The following is a 22,946-nucleotide window of genomic DNA, read 5'->3' as shown; positions in this document are numbered from 1 at the left end:
CTCATGTTGGGCTCAAATCAAGTCTCTTCAATTGATAGTAATAATGATTGAAGAGCAATACTTGATGCCCAGAGTAATAGGTGAATAGTATTCATTACTTTATCTAATAATGTAAATTAAAAATTGTATTATAAATCTTAAATTGTGTTTTTATATTTAGGCATGGATTATTGATTTTATAATTAATTAGGCGCAAGATGACGTACAAAATAAAATAGCATAGATAATATGCAGAATTACACTAGGAAGTAACTTTTTCATTACATGTTTCAGCAGAAATGGAGCGAATTAGTTTGCTCTGTTTTTATTTCTATTAGAGATTTGTGTATGTTGAGAATCATTAGTGCAGATAAATTCATCTCTTCAAGATTTATCTTAGAGTACAGTAAGGCTGAGTTCGCTTCTTTATTAGGCGTTTCCGTTGCTAAGATAAGTAATATTGAAAGTGGAAAATCTTCAATCCCCCCGGTGTACGATTACGCCATTAATTATTTACTTAGTGAGCATCCTTTTAAAGATAGTGCTGTTGACGCTTTATGCTCTCACGAAACGTTAAACTTTGCTCGGCGTATTGACGTCAACACCAAAGTAAAGCGCCTGTCCTGCAAGCGCTGCGATAGCCGAAGGCTGCACGTTATGGCAGGAATGAGTGGGTTGTATTTTGTTGAGTGTATGGATTGTAAACATACCATGTACTCGTCAGGCATGTCTGTAAAGCGTTATCAGCAATGGTCGAATGGTGGAGTCAAGCTAGATAGTCATTTATTCAATTAAGTTGTTTTTTCTTTATATCCAAAGTAAAGAGCCATCAATACATGTGTTGATGGCTCTTTTATTATGTGTTTAAATTTGGTTAAAAGCGGGGTGTTTTAAACTGCAATAATATAATTTAACTTATTATATAGTGATGGAAATCTCAAAACTTTATTTTCTTATAATAACCTTCTTTTTAATAATGGGCGTTGTCACATAATTATTGAAGGATCTTTCCTTTTAGGTGCGTTTCAATATCATTGAGATAGAAATTGGAAAGTGATGAAAGTCTCTAAATTTTAATTCGATAAAATAAGTCTTTTAAATATGAAAATTTAATCACGAAATTTGTAATTTGAATTTTAAATAAATATTTCGTTTGTAATATCTGTCCTTGTCATTTTTAAAGAACAAAAAAGAGATATTTCAAATGAAACGTTTAATTATAGGTGTTAGTAATTACATGCCTGAAGACTTTAGCTTATTAGCTGAATCTTTAGATGAACAATTTAATCGTCACTTACTGCCTTTAGAACAAGTTGAATTAACCGACGTTGGTGCAGCTATTATTACGTCAGCAGACATTAAAGCGGGTCTGCACAGAATGATCTCGGAAACAGGGTACGGAATTCCTGTTTTCTTAGTGACCGATGAAACTCCAGTTTCGGCAGAAGATTACGTTTGGTTAACGGGGGTTATTGATTTAGAAAGACAATCTATCGATTACTACTGCCGTCAAATTAATGAAGCCGTGACTAAATATGAGTGTCGTCTGCTCCCTCCTTTCTTCAAGCAATTAACGCACTACGTTGAGATGGGTAACTCGGCGTTTGACTGTCCAGGGCACCAAGGTGGTCAGTTCTTCAAAAAACACCCTGCTGGTAAACAATTCTACGATTTCTTTGGCGAAAACCTATTCCGTAGCGACTTGTGTAACGCGGACGTGGACTTAGGTGACTTACTGATCCACGAAGGTTCTGCACACCAAGCGCAAGCACACGCTGCAAAAGTATTTAACGCTGACAAAACTTACTTCGTACTTAACGGTACTTCTGCTTCAAATAAAGTGGTGTGTAACGCGCTAGTAACTGAAGGTGATTTGGTATTGTTCGACCGCAATAACCACAAGTCGAATCACCACGGCGCGTTAATCCAAGCGGGTGGTATGCCGGTTTATCTAGAAACGGCGCGTAACCCTTGGGGCTTCATTGGTGGTATGGATGAGCACTGTTTCGATGAAGAGTATATTCGTGCTCAAATCGCGAAAGTATCTCCAGAGCGTGCACGCGATGAACGTCCTTTCCGTCTTGCTATTATCCAGCTTGGTACTTACGACGGTACTATCTACAACGCTCGCTACGTGATGGATAAGATCGGTCATCTTTGTGACTACATCCTGTTTGACTCTGCGTGGGTTGGTTATGAGCAGTTCATCCCTATGATGAAAGACTGTTCGCCACTGCTACTGGATCTGAAACCAGAAGATGCGGGTGTGATCGTGACTCAGTCTGTTCACAAGCAACAAGCTGGCTTCTCTCAAACGTCGCAAATCCACAAAAAAGACCGCCATATCAAAGGCCAAGCTCGTTACTGCAATCACAAACGCTTTAACAACGCGTTTATGATGCACGCATCGACATCTCCGTTCTATGCGTTGTTTGCAGCATTGGATGTGAACGCGAAGATCCACGATGGTGAAGCAGGCTTACGTTTATGGAGCGACGCGGTTAAGACAGGTATCGAAGCGCGTAAAGAAATTCTCAAAAGTTGTGAGTTAATTCGTCCGTTCATTCCAAATGAAATTGAAGGTCAACCTTGGGGCAGTTACGACACTGATGTGATCGCGACCAACAAGAAGTTCTTCATGTTCGAGCCAGATGCAAACTGGCACAAGTTTGAAGGTTATGGTGAAGGTCAATACTTTGTTGACCCATGTAAATTGTTGCTAACCACGGCAGGTATTGCCGAAGACGGCAGCTACGCAGATTTCGGTATTCCGGCAACGCTATTGGCTAACTTCCTTCGCGAAAACGGCATCATCCCTGAGAAGTGTGACTTGAACTCCATCTTGTTCCTACTCACTCCTGCCGAAGATATGGGTAAGATCCGTCACCTTGTCGCGCAAATCAACCGATTTGAAAAATTCATTCGTGATGATGCACCTCTCAGTATCGTGCTACCAGGCGTCTACGAAGCGAACAAAGAGCGCTACCGTGGTTACACCATCCGTCAGCTATGTCAGGAAATGCATGACATGTACAAAGAGCTGAACGTGAAACAGCTACAAAAAGCGATGTTCCGCAGTGAATACTTCCCACAAATGGTTCACAAACCAGACGTGGCAACACGTAAATACTTCCGCGGTGAATGTGATTACCTACCACTTAAAGAGGCCGTCGGCCGCGTAGCCGCCGAAGGTGCACTGCCTTACCCTCCAGGCATTATCTGTGTGATCACTGGTGAAATCTGGACTCAACAGGTGGTGGATTACTTCTTATCTCTAGAAGAAGGCATCAACCGATTCCCAGGCTTCGCGCCAGAAATTCAAGGTGTGTACCTTGAAGATGTCGACGGTCGCACTACCGCATATTGCTATGTCCTAAAAGATTAATCTACCCGTTCGCACCACGCTCTGGCGTCGGTGCGAACCGCTTATTCGTGGAGAATAATTTATGAGTACTGAAACTAAAAAAATGTCGGTGGTGCAGTTAACCATTCTGACGTTCATCAACATGGCTGGCTCCGGTATCATTATGCTGCCAAGTAAACTGGCGCAAGTGGGCACCATTTCTGTGTTGTCTTGGTTGATCACGGCAGCGGGCTCTTTGGCGTTGGCTTATGTGTTTGCAAAATGTGGTCGCTTTAGTAAACGTGATGGCGGTATGAACGGTTACGCGTCTTACGCATTCGGTAAATCGGGTGCGTTTATGGCGGGCTGGACTTACGGTTTGTCGCTCCTTATTGCGAATATTGCGATCGCGATTACCTGTGTGGGTTACGGCTCCGCATTTTTTGAAGTGACCCTATCTCCGGTCGAAACCTGTTTGTACACCATCGCCATTCTTTGGATTTGTACTTTCGCTAACTTCGGTGGTGCGAAAATTACAGGTCAAATCGGTACCTTCACGGTATGGGGTGTGATCCTACCGGTATGTTCGCTAGGTATTGTTGGTTGGTTCTGGTTTAACCCAACCATGTACATCGAAGCTTGGAACCCACACCACCTGCCATTTGGTGAAGCTGTGAGCGCTTCTATTGCCATGACACTATGGGCGTTTCTTGGTCTTGAATCGGCTTGTGCGAACTCTGAAGCAGTAGAAAACCCAGAGAAGAACGTACCAATCGCAGTATTGGGCGGTACGTTGATTGCTGCGGTGGTTTACATTGTATCGACAAACATCTGTTCTGGTATCGTTGCAAACTCTGAGCTTGCCGCTTCTACCGCGCCATTCTCAACCGTATGGTCTGTGATGCTTGGCTCAGCAGCAGGTAAAGCGGTTGCTGGTATGGCGGTATTGGCTTGTGCGGGTTCTCTATTAGGTTGGCAGTTCACTATCGCGTCAGTGTTCAAATCATCTTCTGATGCGGGCTTCTTCCCTAAATTGTTCTCTCAAGTGGACAAACGTGGTACGCCAATCAAAGGTATGGTGGCCATCACGGTTATCCAATCGGTGCTGTCTTTAATGACTATTTCTCCAACGCTGAACGAGCAGTTCGAAGCGCTGGTTAACCTAGCGGTAGTAACGAACGTAATTCCTTACATCCTATGTATGGGCGCAATTTTCATCATGCAGCAAGTGGCGCACGTGCCAGAGCGCGAGATGAAAACCACCAACATTATCGCTCTGATTGGTTCCCTATACAGCTTCTACGCGCTATATGGTTCCGGCTACGAAGCGATGATGTGGGGCTCAATCGTCACCTTCCTAGGTTGGAGTGCTTACGGTCTGATTGCTGCCAAGCATGAGCCTTTAGCAAATTAAAAAATAATAATGAAAGAGCCTTCCCAAACGCGGTGTGGAAGGCTCTTTGTTTTTAGGCGCTTATGCCAAGCCCAAGTCAGAACAAGGCTCTTGGGAATAAATATCCAATGATGTGAAAACTCATTTTCGACATTTGGAGGACGAAAGATGATAAGTCAACCTGTTAAAATCGGTGACGATACCGCCGTAGTCATTCCAAGCGTAATCCTGACTCAACTCGGGATAAGGGAAGGAGATACCCTAGAAATCGCACTGAATAAAGACAAAATGGAAATCAAGAAGATGGTGTTGAAAACCAGCGCTCCAACTTACTCTGAAGAAGTTAACGAGAATTGAGTTAGAGAATCTTGGTTTGTCGGATACACTACTGGTTTCGCAAAACTGGCGCTTGCCGCTGTCTTTGAACTATCGATAACAACAATAAGAGGTAAGGTACTATGCAAGGTATCCTCTCTATACAATCTCATGTTTCTTTTGGTCATGCTGGTAACAGCAGTGCCGTTTTCCCAATGCAACGCATGGGCTTCGAAGTATGGCCGATTCATACCGTTCAATTTTCTAACCACACGCAGTATCAAGAAGGTTGGACTGGGCGAGCGTTTGCGGCTGAAGACATTAGCGAGTTAGTGCGTGGTCTTAGTAACATCGGTGCATTGGAAAAGTGCCAAGCGGTGTTGACGGGCTACCAAGGCAGCGCAGAGCAGTGCCTTGCTGTTGAAGAAACCGTGACGAAGGTGAAGCAAGCGAACCCGAACGCACTTTATGTTTGCGACCCTGTGATGGGCGCGCCAGACAAAGGCTGTATTGTGGCGCCGGGTATTGCAGAAAACTTGTTAAACCGTCTGATGCCAATGGCAGATGTGATCGTGCCTAACCAGTTCGAGCTAAGCCAATTTGCAGAGATGGAAATCCACTCGTTAGACGATGCGATCACGGCATGCCAACGTGCACTAGCGAAAGGTCCAAAAATAGTGCTAGTGAAGCACCTTTACTGCCTAGAGAATGGCAGCTTCAACATGTTACTGGCAACGCAAGAAGGCATTTACTTAGCGAAGCGCCCTCAGTTTGAGTTTGCCAAACAACCTGTGGGGGTAGGCGATCTTATTTCGGCTATCTTCACCGCTGGATTATTGAAGGGGTGGTCTCCTAAACAAGCTTTCCAACACTGCCATGACGCATGTTACGGGGTATTAAGCGCCACTTACCATGCAGGGGAGTGGGAGCTGCAAACTATCGCGGCACAGCAAGAGTTTGTTGAGCCAAGTAAGCATTTCTCAATTGAAGAGGTGGCTCTGGCCACCGCGTAATTGAGCGCAAATAATTAGTATATAAAAAAGGGGAGCCATCATCGGCTCCCCTTTCTATTTATTCTGTCAGTCTTACTGAGCTTTTTGCTGTTCTGATTTACAAACTGCTGCTGTGAAGACAACGTCTGTTGAACTGTTTAGTGCAGTTTCAGCAGAGTCTTGAATCACGCCGATGATGAAGCCAACCGCTACAACCTGCATTGCTACGTCGTTTGAGATACCAAACAGACCACACGCAAGTGGGATAAGTAGTAGCGAGCCACCTGCAACACCTGATGCGCCACATGCAGAAACCGCAGCCACAATACTGAGCAGTAGCGCAGTCAGTAGATCAACTTCAATACCCATAGTGTGCACAGCTGCAAGCGTTAGCGTTGTGATAGTGATTGCAGCACCAGCCATGTTAATGGTCGCACCTAGTGGGATAGATACTGAGTACGTATCTTCGTCCAGTTTTAGCTTCTCACATAGTGCCATGTTTACCGGGATATTCGCCGCACTTGAACGAGTGAAGAACGCGGTTACACCACTTTCACGTAGGCAACGGAATACAAGTGGGTAAGGGTTTTGCTTAGTTTTAACGAACACGATCGCCGGGTTTACAACGAGTGCGATGATCATCATTGCGCCAAGAAGAACCGCCAGAAGGTGTGCGTAGCTTGCTAGTGCGCTAAAGCCTGTTGTTGCGAACGTTGAAGCAACTAGGCCAAAGATACCAAATGGTGCAAGACGAATGATAAAGCGAACAATGTGAGACACGCTGTGGCTGAGATCTTCAAACACGGCTTTCGTTGTTGCAGATGCGTGGTGTAGCGCAAGACCCAGACCCACACCCCAAGCAAGAATGCCGATGTAGTTTGCTTCTACTAGTGCATTTACTGGGTTGTCGACCAGTTTAAACAACAGTGTGCGTAGAATTTCAGCAATACCTTGAGGCGGCGTTGCACCTTCAGCGCCGGTGACAAGCGTTAAATTGGTCGGGAAAAGGAAGCTTAGAACCACTGCTGATAGCGCCGCGAAGAACGTACCCATCAGGTACAGTACAACGATTGGACGCATGTACGTGTGCTGGTTTTTCTTTTGGTTCGCAATTGAAGCGGCAACCAAAATAAACACAAGGATTGGCGCGATCGCTTTAAGAGCACCAACAAAAAGGCTACCAATTAATCCTGCACTTTCGGCATGGCTTGGGGAAATTGTGGCGAGCAAAATACCAAAGACAATACCGACAAGGATCTGGACGACGAGGTTACCACGAGCAAATCGGGCAACGAGGCTGTTGTGTTGCATACATCATTCCTGCAATTTTATGCCAGAGCGAGCAGGGCAATAGTCCATCATTACACGGCGATAATGCCCTTGTATTGCAAGGGGTGAGCATTGCTTCTGGTCACTAAGACACATGATTATCAATTATCCTGTTTTTATAAATTCAGCCATTTTCTTGCTGAATATCACATATCTTAGCTTGGTAATATTTTGTGTCTAGTTTTAGTTTGTTTTTGGATTAAATGTTTGCTCAATGTTATTTAAATAAGATTTTTATGTTGAAAATTATCATTAGTTATGAGTAATGGTTTTTAATAAAGTTGTTAAAAAGGAGACTTTCGTCTCCTTTGATTTTATTGACAACTCAAACGTAACAAATCAATAACTTTGTTGGCGCCTGCGCTTATCACTCATGGCATTTCGAGTGAGTTTCCCGAACTGTCGACTTTGAACTCGTTGTTCTGCCAAAGTCGCGCCGTTAAAGGCTTGTTCTCGCAATAGTTTTTGATAGTTATTGAAACGACGAACCTCCAGTTTGCCATTTTCAATCGCAGCTTGAACTGCGCAACCCGGCTCAGTTTGATGCTGGCAATCACCAAAGCGACAACGCTGAGCGAGAACCTCAATGTCAGAAAATGCCTCACTGACGCCCACTTCGCAGTCTGCTAGTTGAAGCTCGCGCATTCCCGGAGTATCAATCAAGATGCCGCCATCAGGTAATAGATGGATAGAGCGCGATGTAGTTGTATGTCGCCCTTTGCTATCGTCTTCACGAATATGCCCAGTCGCCTGTTCTTGCTGCCCGAGTAATGCATTCACAAGAGTTGATTTGCCAACGCCTGAAGAACCGATAAAAGCGACGGTTTGCCCCTCATTACACCAACTCATGAGCTTAGAAGTACTTTCTGCATCTAAGCCGTTGACCGTCTCAATGACTAGCAGAGGGTCTAGCTTCTGTACTTGGCTTTTGAGTTCATTGACGTCGTCACACAAATCGGCTTTGGAAAGCACGATGACGGGTTCGACTTCGGCTTCATGAGCCAAGGCGAGATAGCGTTCAATACGACTTAAATTGAAGTCGTCGTTAAGGGAACAGACGATAAAAACGGTATCCACATTTGCGGCTATGAGTTGCTCTGCCACTTTGCTACCTGCTGCTTTGCGGCTAAAGAGGCTCAAGCGATCCATTAAGCGAACAAATTGCTGATCGTCATTTAAGATAACCCAGTCTCCGACGGTCATATTGGGTAGAGAGTGGTGGGCATTGAGATGGACTTGCCCCGTTTCTGTCGCCAATAGGTAACCACTTCGGTGATGCGCAATCACACGTGCAAAGATAGTGTCGTCGTAATCGTCTAGTGTCAGTTGTTGCTGAAAAAATGGTTTCCAACCCAATCGTTTTAGTGGGTTTGAAGTTGAAATTAACGTGTCACAAAAAGTATGTGTTTGATTCATTGTTGAATTATCCCAGACGCAAAAAAGCGCCTTAATACAAATCGCATTAGGGTCTAATTCGGATAGAGTTGACCCCGGTGAAGACCGGGCAGAGAAGGGGAGTTGTGGCTATGCCACGTAATTGGTGCGGTTAGGGTTACCCTTGCGATGCCCAGTTAGTGTTATTCAATACAATCATCATGTGTCCTCTTCGTTGGTTAATAAGTAAGTGAATTAATTAAGCCAAGAGAGTATAGCCGCCCTTTTTCTTAGAGGGTAGCTATACTGCGAAAATATTAGCTTTGTTTGTTGATGCGCTCTTCCATTATCTGCGAATACGTGTTGGCTTTTAAGCCGTATATGATTTGGACATGACGCTCATCCAGTATCACGACGCCATGCGCGCCATGATTTTTGAGTGCATTTTTATCTATGATGGACGTCGTTCTAAGGGTAAGACGCAGCCGAGTCGCGCATGCTCCAGTTTCTAGCAGGTTTTCTATCCCCCCAATGGCGTCAATGATCGTATCGACGTCTTGTTCGACATTGGGGTTGGTTTGAGTTAGGAAACTGAAAAACTGTTTCAGCGCTGACTTAACTGTCATTTGAGGAGCCTTCAGTCGTCAGTTTTGAAATGGCTTCAACAATCGGTGCCGGCGAGAGTGTATGCGGTACCTTGGTGATTAACGTGCCATCCGGCTTCAAGAAGTAAAAGTAAGAGCTGTGATCAAGCGTGTATTTGAGCTCCGAGCCTTCCAATTCGGTTTTTCGGAAAATTACGCCATAGTTGTGTGCCAGAGGTGTGGTTACATCAAGCGGTGCCGATAGGCCTTCAATCATAGGATGGAAGTAATGGGCATATTTCGCCGAGGCATCGGCCTCATCACGCTCTGGATCTAAAGAAATGAACATTGGGCGCAGTTGTGCTTTTTGCGTTTCATCGATTTGATTCAGGGCCCCTGCCAGCATAGCAAGCGAAGTTGGGCAAACATCTGGGCAGCGAGTAAAACCAAAATAGACGACTCGAATGCGAGGGTCATTCACATCGAAGATATTGACGGCTTGGTCATTTTCCCCAAACAATACCGTTTGTTGAGAGGTGGAACTATCCACTTGCTCTGGCTTCGTTTTCTGATTATCTAAATAGCTTTTTACGCCAAACCCGAGGGCGAAAGCAACTACGAGAAATAGGGACCAATTGCGGCTCATAACGATTCCTTATCTTTGCATTTTTATAGCAGGGTAAACGGTACTCTCTCCATCACTGAGTTCACCAACCCAGGTCATGGCGTCTTGAGTGCAAACCGGCAGAATGATGTCACCTTGATATCGACCGGGAGCGACTTGCTTCAGTAAAAACTTGGGTTCTCCCATCTCCATTTCTCTTCCTGAAAGGCTTAGGACGAGTTGTTCAGCATCGCTTGTGTGCCACTCAACATTAAGAGTAGTAGGGACCAAGGGTTGAGCAGTATCTGCGTTGAGCGTCATCGTAACATTCTCTTGAACGCACGAGGCAGTAGAGAGAAAGCAATACTCATCTATCGGTTTGATCGGAGTGGATGAAGAAAAGCTTTTTAGTAAAGTTGGGGCATAAAACCCCGCAACCAGTGCGGCTGAAACAGCGGCGATTTGTAACACTTTCATTAAGGTTCAGCATTTATCACTTAACATTACCTGCATCGTAGCACAGAAGCGTCATTCGCCAACTCGTGGCCTAGATAAATTGTGCGTTGTGCCTCGATGACAGAGATCAAAATAACCGCGCGGTGTAGGGGTTGTTGAATCAAGCCCATAAAGATTTTCAATTGCGATGATTTTCTCTTTGCCAACAAACAAGAACGAAGCCAATTGGCTCCGTTCTTGTTTGTTGATTCCGTATTGATTTGATACCGCAGTTACTTGTCTGAATCCGCGAATTTTTCGAGGCTCAAAACCAGCACAATGGCAGCAAGCATCATCACAACGGCAAGCACTAACTGAGAAGGTTGTGACGTCACGTGTTCAAATTCAAATGGTGATAGGTTGTGCTGTAGCAAGGGCACTTGCTCACCCTTTGAATTGGTGCGCCAAGTGATGGTTTCTTTCCAAGGCCAAATCTTTGGCAACGTACCAATCATTAATCCAGTCAAAAACATCAGAGTGAAATCGCGGAACTTGCGTAGTAACCACGACAATAGATGCGAAAAGGACAGCAAACCAATCACACAACCTGACAAAAACAGCGCCAATGTATCGACTTGGAAGCCTTTCACGGCGGCTAATACTGGCGCATACATCCCAATCAATAACAAGATAAAGCTGCCAGAGATGCCCGGTAAGATCATCGCGCAAATCGCGATAGCCCCAGCGAACAATGTGTTAATGGCCGTTGGTTCCATGTGCAGAGGTTTAAGCACGGTGATGCTGTAAGCAAACCCGACACCAACAAGTAGAGTCACAAAGCGGATAAGATCACGTTGTTCAACCTGACGAATAATGTGATAGACCGATACCAAAATCAGACCAAAGAAAAATGACCAAAGTGGGATCGGGTGTGTGTCAAGAAGCCAAGTGATCAACTTTGCTAGCGTAGCAATGCTGGTGAAAATACCGGCAAACAGAGCGATAAGGAAGAAACCGTTGATGTGATTAAAGGCGGCTTTAACCCCTTTTTTTCGCCAAATAGAGAAAAGTGATGGGTTAATGCGTCGAATGCTCTCAAGCAGCGTATCGTAAATGCCGGTGATAAACGCGATGGTGCCGCCTGATACGCCAGGAACAACATCTGCTGCGCCCATGGCGATTCCTTTGAAGAAAGTAATTAAGTAGTTCATTGCTCTAATGCTAAGTCGTTTCGATGGCACAGAGTATACAAACATTGCGACGAAAAAAGTATGAAATAGTGCTGTAGCTAATGGGTTTTATATCCAAGCAATTGCTTATTTTTGTTACAGGTTATGAGGTGATTCAAATACAACGATATCTTAATATTTGGTTTACATTATTGAGATGATTAACTGTACTATCAATGGCTACGTTTGTTGCATTATGCAAATGCAATTTGATAATTGAATTTGCGTTTTGCTATATTTTATATAGACAAATTCACTTTATATGAGATCCTGTGCCCAAAAATAAGTCTTTTCATTTTGGCATGATTAATGCATAATACTGCTCGACCCTTCTTAAGCCGAGGGTCACCTAGCCAACTGACGTTGTTAGTGAATACAATTTGTTCACACTAAATATAAGCCAATCGCGATTATTGCGGTTGGCTATTTTTTTATATGAACAACGTTACTTACGTGCTTTGCAAATTGCACTTCCCTCGTTCTAGACTCATAAAAAAGGGCTGACGCATCACGCCAACCCCTTGTATTTCACTTTAGGTTTTAATCTGTTTTCTTGAGCTGATCAGTACCCCATCAACTGGAGTAAATTTTCAGCTGTTACAATGGCCTCTTTACGATTGGCGATATTGAGCTTTTGGTACAAGTTGCGAATGTGAGTTTTAATCGTGGTGCCTGCCACATCAAGCTCTTGCGCGATTTGCTCATTGCTGAAACCAGAATAAATCAAACCAAGCACCTGCCACTCACGTTGAGTCAGTGGGCTTGTGCGAACCAGTTCCGGTACGTTAGGGTGGTTTACCAGCTTCTCAATGAAGTCTTCATCAAAGTGAATAGAGCGGCTGCGCTGATTGGAGGAAATATCCTTCATCAATTGTTGAGCGCGGTGGCGTTCTAGATCGCCTAACTCATGGCGTAGGCTTAACTTCTCCAGTAGCCCGCCAATGGTGGCGCCATCAATGAGGAAATTACCTACCATCCCCGTCTGGTTTGTCATCACTAACGCTTCTTTTAGCAATGCTTTTGCTTGCTCTTCGTCTTTTTGGCGAGCAGCAAACACTGCTTCGACCACTAAGTTGCGATTAGTATCTGTGATTAGGTTGGTACGACGAGCTTCACTTTGGAGGAAATCCAATGCTGCGCGCGCTTCGGTATATTGACCTAAGTTGATGTGCGCTCGTGCAATGTTGCGCCATTGCAATTGTGAAAAGTGGTTGCATGCCGATTCAGGACGAACTGCAGTGTTGAGCCATTCTTGCATTGCATCGGTATTCCCGCGCGCTTGCCAAAACAGGATCAACGATAGTGAGGCGTTTGCTGTCCAGTCTACATGGTAAGTCGACTGCTTCATCAAATGTTGAATGTGCTCAATGAATTTACCGGCTTTGTCTAGCTCGCCACGGCCAACCGCAATACGCGCCAGCATCGAGTAGCTGTGTAAGTGCTTACTTGGCGAATGGTTTTCGAGAATTTGTAGACCTCGGTAGGCACATTCTTCTGCTTCATCAAGTCGGTTCCAGCACCAAAGCACTTGTGCACGAATACGCAGCAAAAACTCGTGCAGAGGAACATGTTGAAGTTGCTGATCTTCAATCAGGCGGAATGCGGAATCTTGCAGCTCAAAGGCGGCTTGTACGTAACCTTGCGCAATCAAAATCTCGCTTTGTTGTAAAATCGCCCATAACGCTTGGTGGTAAACTTGGTACTGACGCGCCAATTTTTCGGTTTGTTGCATCATCGGTAACGCGCGGTCGAGTTTACCTAGCACGTGGTTAACTTCGCCAACAACCGAAGTTGCCACAATGCGGCTACGGTAAATCGTGTTATCAAGTTGGCTAAGTGCTAGCTCCGCTAATTCGAGTGCTTTCTCTGGTTGGTTGCTGTTGATAGCTACTTGAGCAAGCAGCGCGTTTGCTTGACCTTGATAATGAATATCTAACTCGATGTTACGCTTTTTATGCTCCTCTTCCGCTTCTTCAAGCAGGTGGCCTACTTGGTTATAACGGTGCTGACTTTGAGCCAACCAAGCTCGGAGCATCGTAAGTTTTGGGTGGCTGAACAGAAGCTCAGCATCCAACTTATTAATTGAGCTTTCCAGTGTGCTGAGCTCGCCTTGGTTAAACATCTTCCAGCCGAATTCGTTTAGAATTTCTACCACCAAGTCTTTATCGTTCGACTTTTGTGCATGGTGAATCGCTTGGTGCGGTGCTTTTTGTTGTAACCAGGCAACAGCTGCATTGCGGTGGAGATCTTTTTCTTGCTGAGGAATACGCGCTTGGCGCTCATGAGACAAAAACTCGCCAAATAAGTTATGGAATCGGAACCAGTTTTGCTCCCCTTCGAGTGGGTAGATGAATAAGCCGTAGCGGTTTAATGATTCGATCAAACCAAGCGCATCTTCGCGTTGGGTGAGGGCAAACACCAACTCATCATTGAAGTGGTCAAGCACGGAAACTTGCATCAAGAAATGACGAGTTTCGTGATCGAGCAAGTCGAATACTTCTTCGACTAGATAATCCCACAAATGCGCGTGATTGAACTGCGATACCGACTCTACGGTTTGTGCCAATGTGCGGTTTTGATGTTGCGCTTGCAACGCGATCAACTGCATCGCCGATGGCCAACCTTCCACATAGGTTCTGAGGCTGTTTGCCATGTCTTCGTCGATGCCATCGGCAATACGCTGATTAAAGAAGCGAGTCGTTTCTTCGGTATCGAACGCCAACATCTCGTTGCCGATTTCGATCATTAAATCACGAACACGTAAGTTTGCAGTACCCAGAGGCGGCGCTGCACGACTTGTTACCACAACGGTGAGGTTGTCTGGCATGTGTTTTAAGAAGAAACGCATGGATTCATGGATTTCATCGTTGGTGATCAAGTGATAGTCATCCAGCACCACGTAGCACTCTTGATGAAAATCAGCCATTTCCGCGAACACTTCGCTGAATAAAGAACGTAGAGAAGAGATTTGGCGCTTTTCCGCCAGTTTTTGTGCGTTAGAGCAACTGAAGTTGGTGGCTTTGTTTAATGCTTGAAGTAGGTAGTTCACAAAACGAAAGCCGTCGTTATCGCTGTCATCAATGCTGTACCAACCGACGTTTGGTTTATCGGATAGCCACTGCGCTGCCATGGTGGTTTTTCCGTAACCTGCTGGGGAGCGGAATAAAACCAATTTGTAGTAAGGCGCTTGCTGTAGTAAGTCCAACACTCGTGGGCGCACGATGGCATTGTGCAGGCGTCCTGGTCGAGTAAGCTTAGATGGAATCCACATTAGTAATTATGTCCTTATTTATGTATACCCAAGTGATTGCGACGTGATCATTTCAGTAAGGCCCCCTCGAAAGCTTCGTCTTACTGAATGATGTCATCAGCATCAAAAACTGCTTGAATGCCGGTTAATGTCGCCTCTTGTTGGGGCTTGCATCCGTCTGAAAAAGCATTCCATACGGTCACTTAGATATAAAAGCTAGCGAAAACTAGAAATAACTCACACCGCCTAATTCTAGTTTGTATAAAAAGCGTACAATCCTGTGAGCCGTGTGGGATGGTACGACATCAGAAATGTCCGTTACTTTGATCCACTTCCTAATTCTCAAGGGTTGATGGATTTACCATCAACTACGCCCTTTATTTGTGATTCTTGTCACTTAAATATCTTTTGTGTCGAACGCATTAAGATCTCGTTGCACATCGATTATGAAAAATCTTTCCATGTTAACCAAGTTAATGTGACCAATATTGCAATTTTCACATCATCAGATGAGTGGGCTATAAAAAGCGTCATGAACGGGTTTTAACCTTTCTCATATTCCATTGTGATCAAAATCACTAAGAACTAGAGCAAAGTTCACTTTGGTGAGATTTGGATCACTAACCTAGCAATGGTACCCCCTCTACGCCCTCAGCCCTCCTCCTTCAAAGGAGGAGAATTAGGAGGATGTTTATTCACAGAGGTAAATGCACGATGTATGGCAGATGAATTACCAAAAGACGTGAGAATTTCGTAATGAAACCTACTCAACAAAAACAATTTGACAAGAAGTCGTTCCAAGAAAGCGTAAAGAAACACCTATCTGTAACTTACGCTCACACGATTGAAAACGCAGACAGTCGAGCTTGGTACCTAGCAATGGGTCATGCACTGGCTGAGTTCACTACTTTAGATTTGCTTGCTACTGAAGAAGATCCACGCATTAAAAGTGCGAAGAGCGTTAACTACCTTTCGCTAGAGTTCCTTATCGGTCGTTTGACGGGTAACAACCTAATCAGCATGGGTCTGTACGAACAAGTAACAGAAGCAATGGCTGAACTGGGTTACAACCTAACTGACCTGCTAGAAGAAGAACGTGACCCATCATTGGGTAACGGTGGTCTTGGTCGTCTAGCGGCATGTTTCATGGATTCATGTGCGGCGCAAGAATTCCCAACCGTCGGTTACGGCTTGCACTACGAATACGGTTTGTTCAAACAGTCTTTTAAAGATGGTCGCCAGCAAGAAGCACCTGATGCATGGCGTGGTGTAGAAGGCTACCCTTGGGAAATTGCTCGTCCAGAACTTGCTCAAGAGATCGGTTTCTACGGTCACGTTGAAGTGGTGAACGAGAACGGTAAAGAAGTTCGCAAATGGGTTCCTGGCATGTCTGTAAGAGCAATGCCTTGGGATCTACCAATCGTGGGTTACGAATCAGACACGGTTTACCCGCTACGACTTTGGGAATGTCAGGCAATTGCACCATTCTCGCTAGCAAGTTTTAACAACGGTGACTACTTCGAAGCGCAGCACGCACTGATTGACGCGGGCAACATCACTAAAGTGCTTTACCCGAACGACAACCACGAGAAAGGTAAAACACTTCGTCTAATGCAACAGTACTTCCACTCAGCTGCGTCTGTACGTGACATCCTACGTCGCCACGAAGCAGCTGGCTACTCGCTAGCGGATCTACCGAAGCAAGAGACTATTCAGCTTAACGATACGCACCCAACGATTGCGATTCCTGAGCTAATGCGCATCCTGATGGACGAAAAAGGTCTAACTTGGGAAGCGGCTTGGGAAATCAGCTCTCAAACATTCGCGTACACAAACCACACGCTACTTCCAGAAGCACTAGAGACATGGCCAGAGTCGCTAATTCAGCACCTACTACCACGTCACATGGAGATCATTTACGAGATCAACCACCGCTTCCTACAAGATGTACGTGCAATGTGGCCGGGTGATGTCGCGAAACAACAGAAGCTTTCTATCATCGAAGAAGGTTTCCACCGCATGGTTCGCATGGCAAACCTATGTGTAATTGGCTCTTACGCAGTAAACGGTGTAGCGGCACTTCACTCTGAATTGGTTAAGAAAGACCTGTTCCCAGAGTTCCACGAAATGTACCCAACACGTCTACACAACGTAACGAACGGTATTACGCCACGTCGTTGGTTGAAGTTCTGTAACCCAGGTCTTTCTAAGCTAATCACAGAGAAAGTCGGCCCAGAATGGCCAGCGAAACTAGAGCAACTAGAAGGCATCGCTAAGTACGCCACTGACGAGAAATTCCAGAAAGAATTCATGGCAGTGAAGAAAGAGAACAAAGAACGCCTAGCTAACTGGGTGAAAGAGAACATGGGTATCGAACTCGATACTAATGCGATCTTCGATGTTCAAATCAAGCGTCTGCACGAGTACAAGCGTCAGCACTTAGACCTTCTACACGTACTGTCTCTGTACCATCGCATTATTAACGAACCAGGCTTCGAATGTGTGCCTCGCGTTGTGTTCTTCGCAGCGAAAGCGGCACCGGGTTACCACCTAGCGAAAGAAATCATTTTCGCTATTAACAAGATTGCTGAGAAAGTGAACAACGACCCTCGCATCGGCAACAAGCTGAAAGTGGTCTTCATTCCTGATTACCGCGTGAGCATGGCTGAAATTATTATTCCTGCGGCGGACGTATCACAACAAATTTCACTTGCGGGTAAAGAAGCATCAGGTACTGGTAACATGAAGATGGCGCTTAATGGTGCCCTAACGATCGGTACGATGGATGGTGCTAACGTTGAGATTCGTGAAGAAGTAGGCGATGAGAACATCTACATCTTCGGTCTAGACGTTGAAGGTGTGAAAGCGCTGAAAGCTCAAGGTTACAACCCATTTGATTACTACAATGCGGATCACCTACTCAAAGCGTCTATGGACCTACTACTGGGTGAGGAATTCACTCCAGGTCAACCAGGCTTACTGCGTGCAACGTACGACAGCCTACTAGACGGCGGTGACCCGTACTTATGTCTTGCGGACTTCGCATCTTACGTGAAAGCGCACGAAGACATGAGCGAACAATACAAAGACCAAGCTGGCTGGGCGAAGAAAGCCATTCTTAATACCGCCCTTGTCGGCAAGTTCACCTCAGATCGCTCAATTCGCGACTATGTGAACAACATCTGGAAACTAAAAGCGGTTCACCGTTAATAGAACAGAGTTAAGACCAAGGTAGCCAAGCGCTACCTTTGGTCATTTTCCAAAAGAAGTTATTGATAACAATAAAACCCTACATGGAAGGTGTTGGTATTACCTTCGGAGAAAGCGATGAAAGAACAAACAGCATTAAAGAAAGTCGCGGAAATGGCGAGATTGGCTGATAGCTATGTCAGTGCTTGGGGAGATGAGGCAAAAGTGTCTGAGGAGACGCTACGCCGCTTGCTCGCTTCGCTTGGCTACGATACTAGCAGCGATGAAAAACTATTGGCTTCTGCTGAAAAGAAACATAAAAAAGACGTACTAGCCCCTGTTCTTGTTTTACGCGACGGCGAACCAGTCGAAGTGGAACTAAACCTAGGTACGAGTGCTCGTGAGAGTGAATTCAGCTGGCGTTTAGAAACAGAACAAGGAGAGGTACTTGAAGGCTATCTTCAGTCCCAAATTGTTCGTGATGAGCGTGCTGAGGGTGGCCCTCTAGTGTTTGCATTGCCAAAGAACTTGGCTTGGGGTTATCACAAATTGATTGTCAGCCGTAAGCGTCGTAAAACGCCTTACGAGATGTCATTGATCATCACGCCGAAAGCGTGTTTCAAACAAGACGATCTAAACCAACATAAAAAGCTATGGGGTCCTAGTATCCAGCTTTACACACTGCGTACTCAGCACAACTGGGGTATCGGTGATTTTGGTGACCTAAAACAGTTGGTGAGCGATATCGCTTCTCGTGGCGGTGACTTCATTGGTTTGAACCCGATTCACTCACTGTTCCCAGCGAACCCAGAAGGCGCGAGCCCATACAGCCCGTCTTCTCGTCGTTGGTTGAATATCATGTACATCGACGTAAGTTCTGTACCTGAATTCGCACTGAGTGCTGAAGCTCAGCAACGTGTTGGCAGTGCAGAGTTTCAACAGCGTCTACAAAAAGCACGTGACTCTCATTGGGTGAACTACACAGAAGTTTCGCAACTGAAAATGAGCGTTCTTCCGCTGCTGTTTAGTGAGTTTAAAGCTCGCCATTTAGACAAAAACACCGACCGCGCTCGTGCATTCTTGGACTTTGTAGAAAAAGGTGGCGACAGCTTGTTACACCAAGCTGCATTCGATGCGCTTCATGCTGATTTACACGCAGAAGATTCAAACATGTGGGGTTGGCCTGTATTCCCTGAGAAATACCGCACATTCGACGCAGCCGGTACTCAGAAATACATCAAAGACAACCAAGACCGCGTTCACTTGTACATGTACCTACAGTGGATCGCAGACGATCAAATCAAAGAAGCGCAGTCACTGGCAGAAGAAAAAGGCATGGCTGTGGGCTTGTACCGTGACCTTGCTGTCGGTGTTGCCGACTCAGGTAGTGAAACTTGGGCCGACGACGGTAACTTAGTGTTAGACGCAAGTATCGGTGCGCCGCCGGATGTACTTGGTCCTCTGGGTCAAAACTGGGGTCTGCCACCGCTTAACCCTCAAGTTTTAGAAGCGACGGGTTACGACGCGTACATCAAGTTGTTACGTGCCAACATGAAGCACTGTGGTGCACTGCGTATCGACCACGTACTTGGCCTGCTTCGCCTTTGGTGGATTCCAAAAGGCGAGAAAGCGACAGAAGGCGCGTACTTGTACTACCCAGTGGAAGACATGCTCGCAATCCTAGCGCTTGAGTCGCACCGTCATCAGTGCTCTGTGATTGGTGAAGACTTAGGTACTGTGCCAGATGAAATCGTCGATATCCTTCGTGATGCAGGTGTGCACTCATACAAAGTGTTCTTCTTCGAAACATCGAAAGAAGACGGTGGGTTCATTTCTCCGAAGCACTACGCAGAGCAATCGATGGCGGCACTGTGTACGCATGACATGCCAACCCTGCGTGGTTTCTGGCACTGCGATGATTTGAAAATGGGTCGTGAGATTGGCCTGTACCCAGATGAAAAACAGTTGGAAGGCTTATTTGCTGATCGCTTGAAGTGCAAGCAAGGCATCTTAGACAGCGTTCGCTGGCACGGCTATTTGCCAGGAGGCATTGGTCATGATGCTCAGTACGTACCGATGGACTCGTACCTAAGCGAAGCGCTGCAACTGCACGTAGCAGCGGGTGACTCTGCACTGCTTAGCGTTCAGCTTGAAGACTGGCTAGAAATGGATCAACCGGTCAACATTCCTGGCACGGTGGATGAGTATCCAAACTGGCGTCGTAAATTGTCGATGAACCTAGATGAAATCTTCAGCCGTGAAGATGTGAATCGCATTTCTAAACGCCTCACTGAAGTTCGCGCACAGGCGAGCAAATAAGATGCGTAGAGTGACGTAGATGAATGAGCGGATTACCAATTTTGTTAGCTCAGAGGTACGAAAGTTCCGTCTAGGTCACTCATTCCGAAAACACAATCCGTTAGGATGAAGTACCGTTATTATGCCCGCGACAATAGCGGGCATTTTTTGTTTTTGACATCGCTTGATGCATACATGTTTTAAGCGAAGTCTTTTGTGAGTTCACAACGTTGGCTGTGGAGAAACCGATGTTTGATTCAGATTTCTGGTCTTGAAAAGGATATTGGCTCTAGGGAGAAAGATTTGAAAACCACCAAAACCAAGAAAATAAAGAAACAACACGAACGCGCATACGAACTGCTTGCTGAGGCGGCTTACTCAGACCCATTTTCGGCGTTGGGGCCATTCATTGATGATGGCGAAGGATCGCTGCGAGTGTGGATGCCGGGCGCAAACAAGGTTGAACTGCTTGTTAATGGCGAACCTCGCGTGGCGCTTGAGCGTGATGGCGACAGCGGTTTCATCTTAAAAGAGCAACGCGATTTACACCTGACCCACTACCGTTTGGCGGTCGATTGGAATGGTGTTGAACAAATTATTGATGACCCGTACCAGTACCACAATATTTACCAAGAGTACGAGCATCTGCATACGCCCAAAGACATGTATCACTATATGGGCGCACACTTTGTCACGCTAGAACGTGGCGGTGAAAACATCTCCGGTGTTCGCTTCCTTGTCTACGCACCGCATGCATCGGCTGTTAGCCTTGTGGGTTGCTTCAACCAATGGGACGGTCGTCGTCACCCAATGCAACGTTTAGATTATGGCATTTGGGGCTTGTTCATTCCTGGCTTAGAAGAAGGCGTTCAGTACAAATTTGAGCTCAAAGGGCCAAATGGGGAAGGGCTGCCACACAAACAAGACCCTTGGGGTTTTTACTCTGAGCAGTACCCATCGTTCGCATCCATTACTTACGATCACAAGCGTTACCAATGGCAAGATGCCAAATGGCAAAATCGCGCAGTGACGCAAAAGCGTGATGAAGCGTTATCGTTTTACGAGCTGCATGCAGGGTCATGGAAGCGCAACGAGAAAGGTGATTTCCTCAACTACCGCGAACTCGCGGAGCAGTTGGTGCCATACCTTGTGGATATGGGCTACACCCACGTTGAGCTGATGCCTGTGTCTGAGCATCCATTCTACGGTTCATGGGGCTATCAACCCGTTGGCTTGTTTGCGCCAACCAGCCGTTTTGGCTCACCTGATGATTTCAAATTCTTCGTGGATGCGTGTCATCAAGCTGGTATCGGTGTAGTGCTGGATTGGGTTCCTGCGCATTTCCCATCGGATGATCATGGCTTAGCGAACTTTGATGGTACGCCTCTGTTCCACGACCCGGATCCGCGTCGCGGTTGGCACCAAGATTGGAATTCGTACATCTACGATTTAGGTCGTGAACATGTGCGTCGCTTCCTTGTATCGAATGCGCTGTACTGGTTTGAACAATTCCATATTGATGGCATTCGCGTGGACGCAGTCGCGTCGATGCTCTATCTCGATTATTCACGTAGCCACGATCAGTGGGTACCGAACGTCGACGGTGGCAACGAAAACTACGACGCAATCGCAACCTTAAAATGGATGAACGAAGAAGTGTACAAGCACTTCCCGAATGCGATGACGATTGCGGAAGAGTCAACGGCGTTTCCGGGGGTGTCTGCGCCAACCTTTATGGGTGGTTTAGGTTTTGGCTTCAAGTGGAATATGGGGTGGATGCACGACAGTCTTTCATACATCAAAGAAGATCCTGTTCACCGCAAATACCACCACAATACTATCACCTTCCCGCTGGTTTATGCGCACAGCGAAAACTACGTCTTGTCTCTCTCTCACGACGAGGTGGTGTACGGCAAAGGTTCTATCCATAACAAGATGCCGGGCGATGAATGGCAGCAAACCGCAAACCTACGTGCTTACTACGGTTACATGTATGGTCAACCGGGCAAAAAGCTGAACTTCATGGGCGCGGAAATCGGCCAAACGGCGGAGTGGAATCACGATGATCAGTTGCAATGGTTCTTGCTGGAATACGAACGTCATCAAGGCGTTCAAAAGCTGATGCGCGATTTGAACCACTTGTACCGCAATGAAGCGGCGATGCACGATCAAGATTGTGTTCCTGCTGGTTTTGAGTGGCGTCTACAAGACGAGGCAGATGCAAGCATCCTAGCGCACGAGCGTATCAGTAAAGAGGGTGAGCGTATTCTCATCATCACCAACTTTACGCCCGTACCACACGAGCGTTTCCGTTTAGGTGTTCCAAATGCAGGTCAATACGAACTGCTGCTGAACACGGACGACAGCAAATACGGCGGCAGCGATTTTAAAGTGCAGACCAGTGTGAAAACGGAAAAAGTCGAAAGTGAATCACTGCCTCAATCACTTGAGCTTCGTTTACCACCACTTTCAACCGTGTTCTACAAGCTGAACAAATAATTCAACCTAATCAAATTCTAAGCCCGTTTTACAATGTAAATCGGGCTTTTTTTGACCTGTTTTTTACCTCGAAAACTTGTTGTTCCTGATTGAATCAGGCAAGCTCGCTGGTTTGTTTATCATCAATCGCTAA

General features: G+C 45.8%; 15 protein-coding genes. 8 read left to right on the top strand and 7 right to left on the bottom strand.

Translation table 11 applies throughout. The annotated features are described in order from the left end of the window. The first annotated feature begins 327 nt into the window (after positions 1–327). The 5 genes from MSG33_RS06985 to pdxY all read left to right on the top strand — a co-directional run bounded on the left by MSG33_RS06985 (position 328) and on the right by pdxY (position 6,043). Positions 328–774, top strand: coding sequence for a helix-turn-helix transcriptional regulator (locus tag MSG33_RS06985; RefSeq protein ID WP_031780583.1), 447 nt, complete (start codon positions 328–330; stop codon positions 772–774). Between the two features lie 409 nt (positions 775–1,183). After that, positions 1,184–3,364, top strand: coding sequence for an ornithine decarboxylase SpeF (gene speF / locus MSG33_RS06980; protein WP_104970419.1), 2,181 nt, complete (start codon positions 1,184–1,186; stop codon positions 3,362–3,364). 61 nt (positions 3,365–3,425) lie between these two features. Beyond that, on the top strand, positions 3,426–4,736 hold the full coding sequence (gene potE / locus MSG33_RS06975; protein WP_005396773.1) for a putrescine-ornithine antiporter: 1,311 nt from the start codon (positions 3,426–3,428) through the stop codon (positions 4,734–4,736). 147 nt (positions 4,737–4,883) lie between these two features. Continuing rightward, the gene (locus MSG33_RS06970) at positions 4,884–5,072 is read left to right on the top strand and encodes an AbrB/MazE/SpoVT family DNA-binding domain-containing protein (RefSeq protein ID WP_005396772.1); all 189 of its coding nucleotides are present in this window, start codon (positions 4,884–4,886) and stop codon (positions 5,070–5,072) included. Positions 5,073–5,173: 101 nt separating this feature from the next. Next, a complete protein-coding gene (gene pdxY, locus MSG33_RS06965; protein ID WP_104970421.1) occupies positions 5,174–6,043 on the top strand; it encodes a pyridoxal kinase PdxY in 870 nt (289 codons plus the stop codon). 72 nt (positions 6,044–6,115) lie between these two features. Here the strand turns inward: pdxY and sstT are convergent, their stop codons facing one another. The 7 genes from sstT to malT all read right to left on the bottom strand — a co-directional run bounded on the left by sstT (position 6,116) and on the right by malT (position 14,848). Then, positions 6,116–7,333: a serine/threonine transporter SstT gene (gene sstT, locus MSG33_RS06960; RefSeq protein ID WP_005396770.1), complete on the bottom strand. Its 1,218-nt coding sequence runs from the start codon at positions 7,331–7,333 to the stop codon at positions 6,116–6,118. A 357-nt stretch (positions 7,334–7,690) separates the two neighbouring features. Beyond that, positions 7,691–8,767 (bottom strand): ribosome small subunit-dependent GTPase A, encoded by a 1,077-nt coding sequence (gene rsgA / locus MSG33_RS06955; protein ID WP_248380365.1) that lies wholly within the window; start codon positions 8,765–8,767, stop codon positions 7,691–7,693. A gap of 275 nt (positions 8,768–9,042) precedes the next feature. Continuing rightward, positions 9,043–9,351 carry a PTS transporter subunit EIIB gene (locus tag MSG33_RS06950; protein WP_048625441.1) on the bottom strand — a complete coding sequence of 103 codons (309 nt, stop codon included), beginning with the start codon at positions 9,349–9,351 and terminating at the stop codon, positions 9,043–9,045. Next, complete coding sequence (locus tag MSG33_RS06945) at positions 9,341–9,955, bottom strand: SCO family protein (RefSeq protein WP_134646170.1); 615 nt, start codon at positions 9,953–9,955, stop codon at positions 9,341–9,343. Before MSG33_RS06945 ends, MSG33_RS06950 begins: the two co-directional genes overlap by 11 nt. Positions 9,956–9,964: 9 nt before the next feature. Continuing rightward, a complete protein-coding gene (locus tag MSG33_RS06940) occupies positions 9,965–10,390 on the bottom strand; it encodes a hypothetical protein (protein ID WP_048625440.1) in 426 nt (141 codons plus the stop codon). Between the two features lie 251 nt (positions 10,391–10,641). Next, positions 10,642–11,559 carry a DUF368 domain-containing protein gene (locus MSG33_RS06935; protein WP_031780580.1) on the bottom strand — a complete coding sequence of 306 codons (918 nt, stop codon included), beginning with the start codon at positions 11,557–11,559 and terminating at the stop codon, positions 10,642–10,644. 580 nt (positions 11,560–12,139) lie between these two features. Continuing rightward, the gene (gene malT / locus MSG33_RS06930) at positions 12,140–14,848 is read right to left on the bottom strand and encodes an HTH-type transcriptional regulator MalT (RefSeq protein WP_005396763.1); all 2,709 of its coding nucleotides are present in this window, start codon (positions 14,846–14,848) and stop codon (positions 12,140–12,142) included. A 735-nt stretch (positions 14,849–15,583) separates the two neighbouring features. Between malT and MSG33_RS06925 the strand changes: the two genes are divergently transcribed. From MSG33_RS06925 to glgB, 3 genes are all read left to right on the top strand, one after another. After that, positions 15,584–18,037, top strand: coding sequence for a glycogen/starch/alpha-glucan phosphorylase (locus MSG33_RS06925; protein ID WP_005396762.1), 2,454 nt, complete (start codon positions 15,584–15,586; stop codon positions 18,035–18,037). Positions 18,038–18,154: 117 nt separating this feature from the next. Then, complete coding sequence (malQ, locus tag MSG33_RS06920) at positions 18,155–20,335, top strand: 4-alpha-glucanotransferase (RefSeq protein ID WP_248380363.1); 2,181 nt, start codon at positions 18,155–18,157, stop codon at positions 20,333–20,335. A gap of 282 nt (positions 20,336–20,617) precedes the next feature. Beyond that, the gene (gene glgB, locus MSG33_RS06915; RefSeq protein WP_233059817.1) at positions 20,618–22,813 is read left to right on the top strand and encodes a 1,4-alpha-glucan branching protein GlgB; all 2,196 of its coding nucleotides are present in this window, start codon (positions 20,618–20,620) and stop codon (positions 22,811–22,813) included. Positions 22,814–22,946 lie beyond the last annotated feature (133 nt).

Origin of the sequence: Vibrio sp. 1CM7H, assembly GCF_023161645.1 — a bacterium.
In the GTDB taxonomy this organism is placed as follows: domain Bacteria; phylum Pseudomonadota; class Gammaproteobacteria; order Enterobacterales; family Vibrionaceae; genus Vibrio; species Vibrio diabolicus.
Note: the sequence above shows the minus strand (reverse complement) of the source record. Positions and strands in the feature narration are given on the sequence as shown.

Bases quoted from the DNA above. Each gene is read 5' to 3' on its own strand.
- MSG33_RS06985 (WP_031780583.1), top strand. From the start codon at position 328: ATGTTGAGAATCATTAGTGCAGATAAATTCATCTCTTCAAGATTTATC.
- speF (WP_104970419.1), top strand. From the start codon at position 1,184: ATGAAACGTTTAATTATAGGTGTTAGTAATTACATGCCTGAAGACTTT.
- potE (WP_005396773.1), top strand. From the start codon at position 3,426: ATGAGTACTGAAACTAAAAAAATGTCGGTGGTGCAGTTAACCATTCTG.
- MSG33_RS06970 (WP_005396772.1), top strand. From the start codon at position 4,884: ATGATAAGTCAACCTGTTAAAATCGGTGACGATACCGCCGTAGTCATT.
- pdxY (WP_104970421.1), top strand. From the start codon at position 5,174: ATGCAAGGTATCCTCTCTATACAATCTCATGTTTCTTTTGGTCATGCT.
- sstT (WP_005396770.1), bottom strand. From the start codon at position 7,333: ATGCAACACAACAGCCTCGTTGCCCGATTTGCTCGTGGTAACCTCGTC.
- rsgA (WP_248380365.1), bottom strand. From the start codon at position 8,767: ATGAATCAAACACATACTTTTTGTGACACGTTAATTTCAACTTCAAAC.
- MSG33_RS06950 (WP_048625441.1), bottom strand. From the start codon at position 9,351: ATGACAGTTAAGTCAGCGCTGAAACAGTTTTTCAGTTTCCTAACTCAA.
- MSG33_RS06945 (WP_134646170.1), bottom strand. From the start codon at position 9,955: ATGAGCCGCAATTGGTCCCTATTTCTCGTAGTTGCTTTCGCCCTCGGG.
- MSG33_RS06940 (WP_048625440.1), bottom strand. From the start codon at position 10,390: ATGAAAGTGTTACAAATCGCCGCTGTTTCAGCCGCACTGGTTGCGGGG.
- MSG33_RS06935 (WP_031780580.1), bottom strand. From the start codon at position 11,559: ATGAACTACTTAATTACTTTCTTCAAAGGAATCGCCATGGGCGCAGCA.
- malT (WP_005396763.1), bottom strand. From the start codon at position 14,848: ATGTGGATTCCATCTAAGCTTACTCGACCAGGACGCCTGCACAATGCC.
- MSG33_RS06925 (WP_005396762.1), top strand. From the start codon at position 15,584: ATGAAACCTACTCAACAAAAACAATTTGACAAGAAGTCGTTCCAAGAA.
- malQ (WP_248380363.1), top strand. From the start codon at position 18,155: ATGAAAGAACAAACAGCATTAAAGAAAGTCGCGGAAATGGCGAGATTG.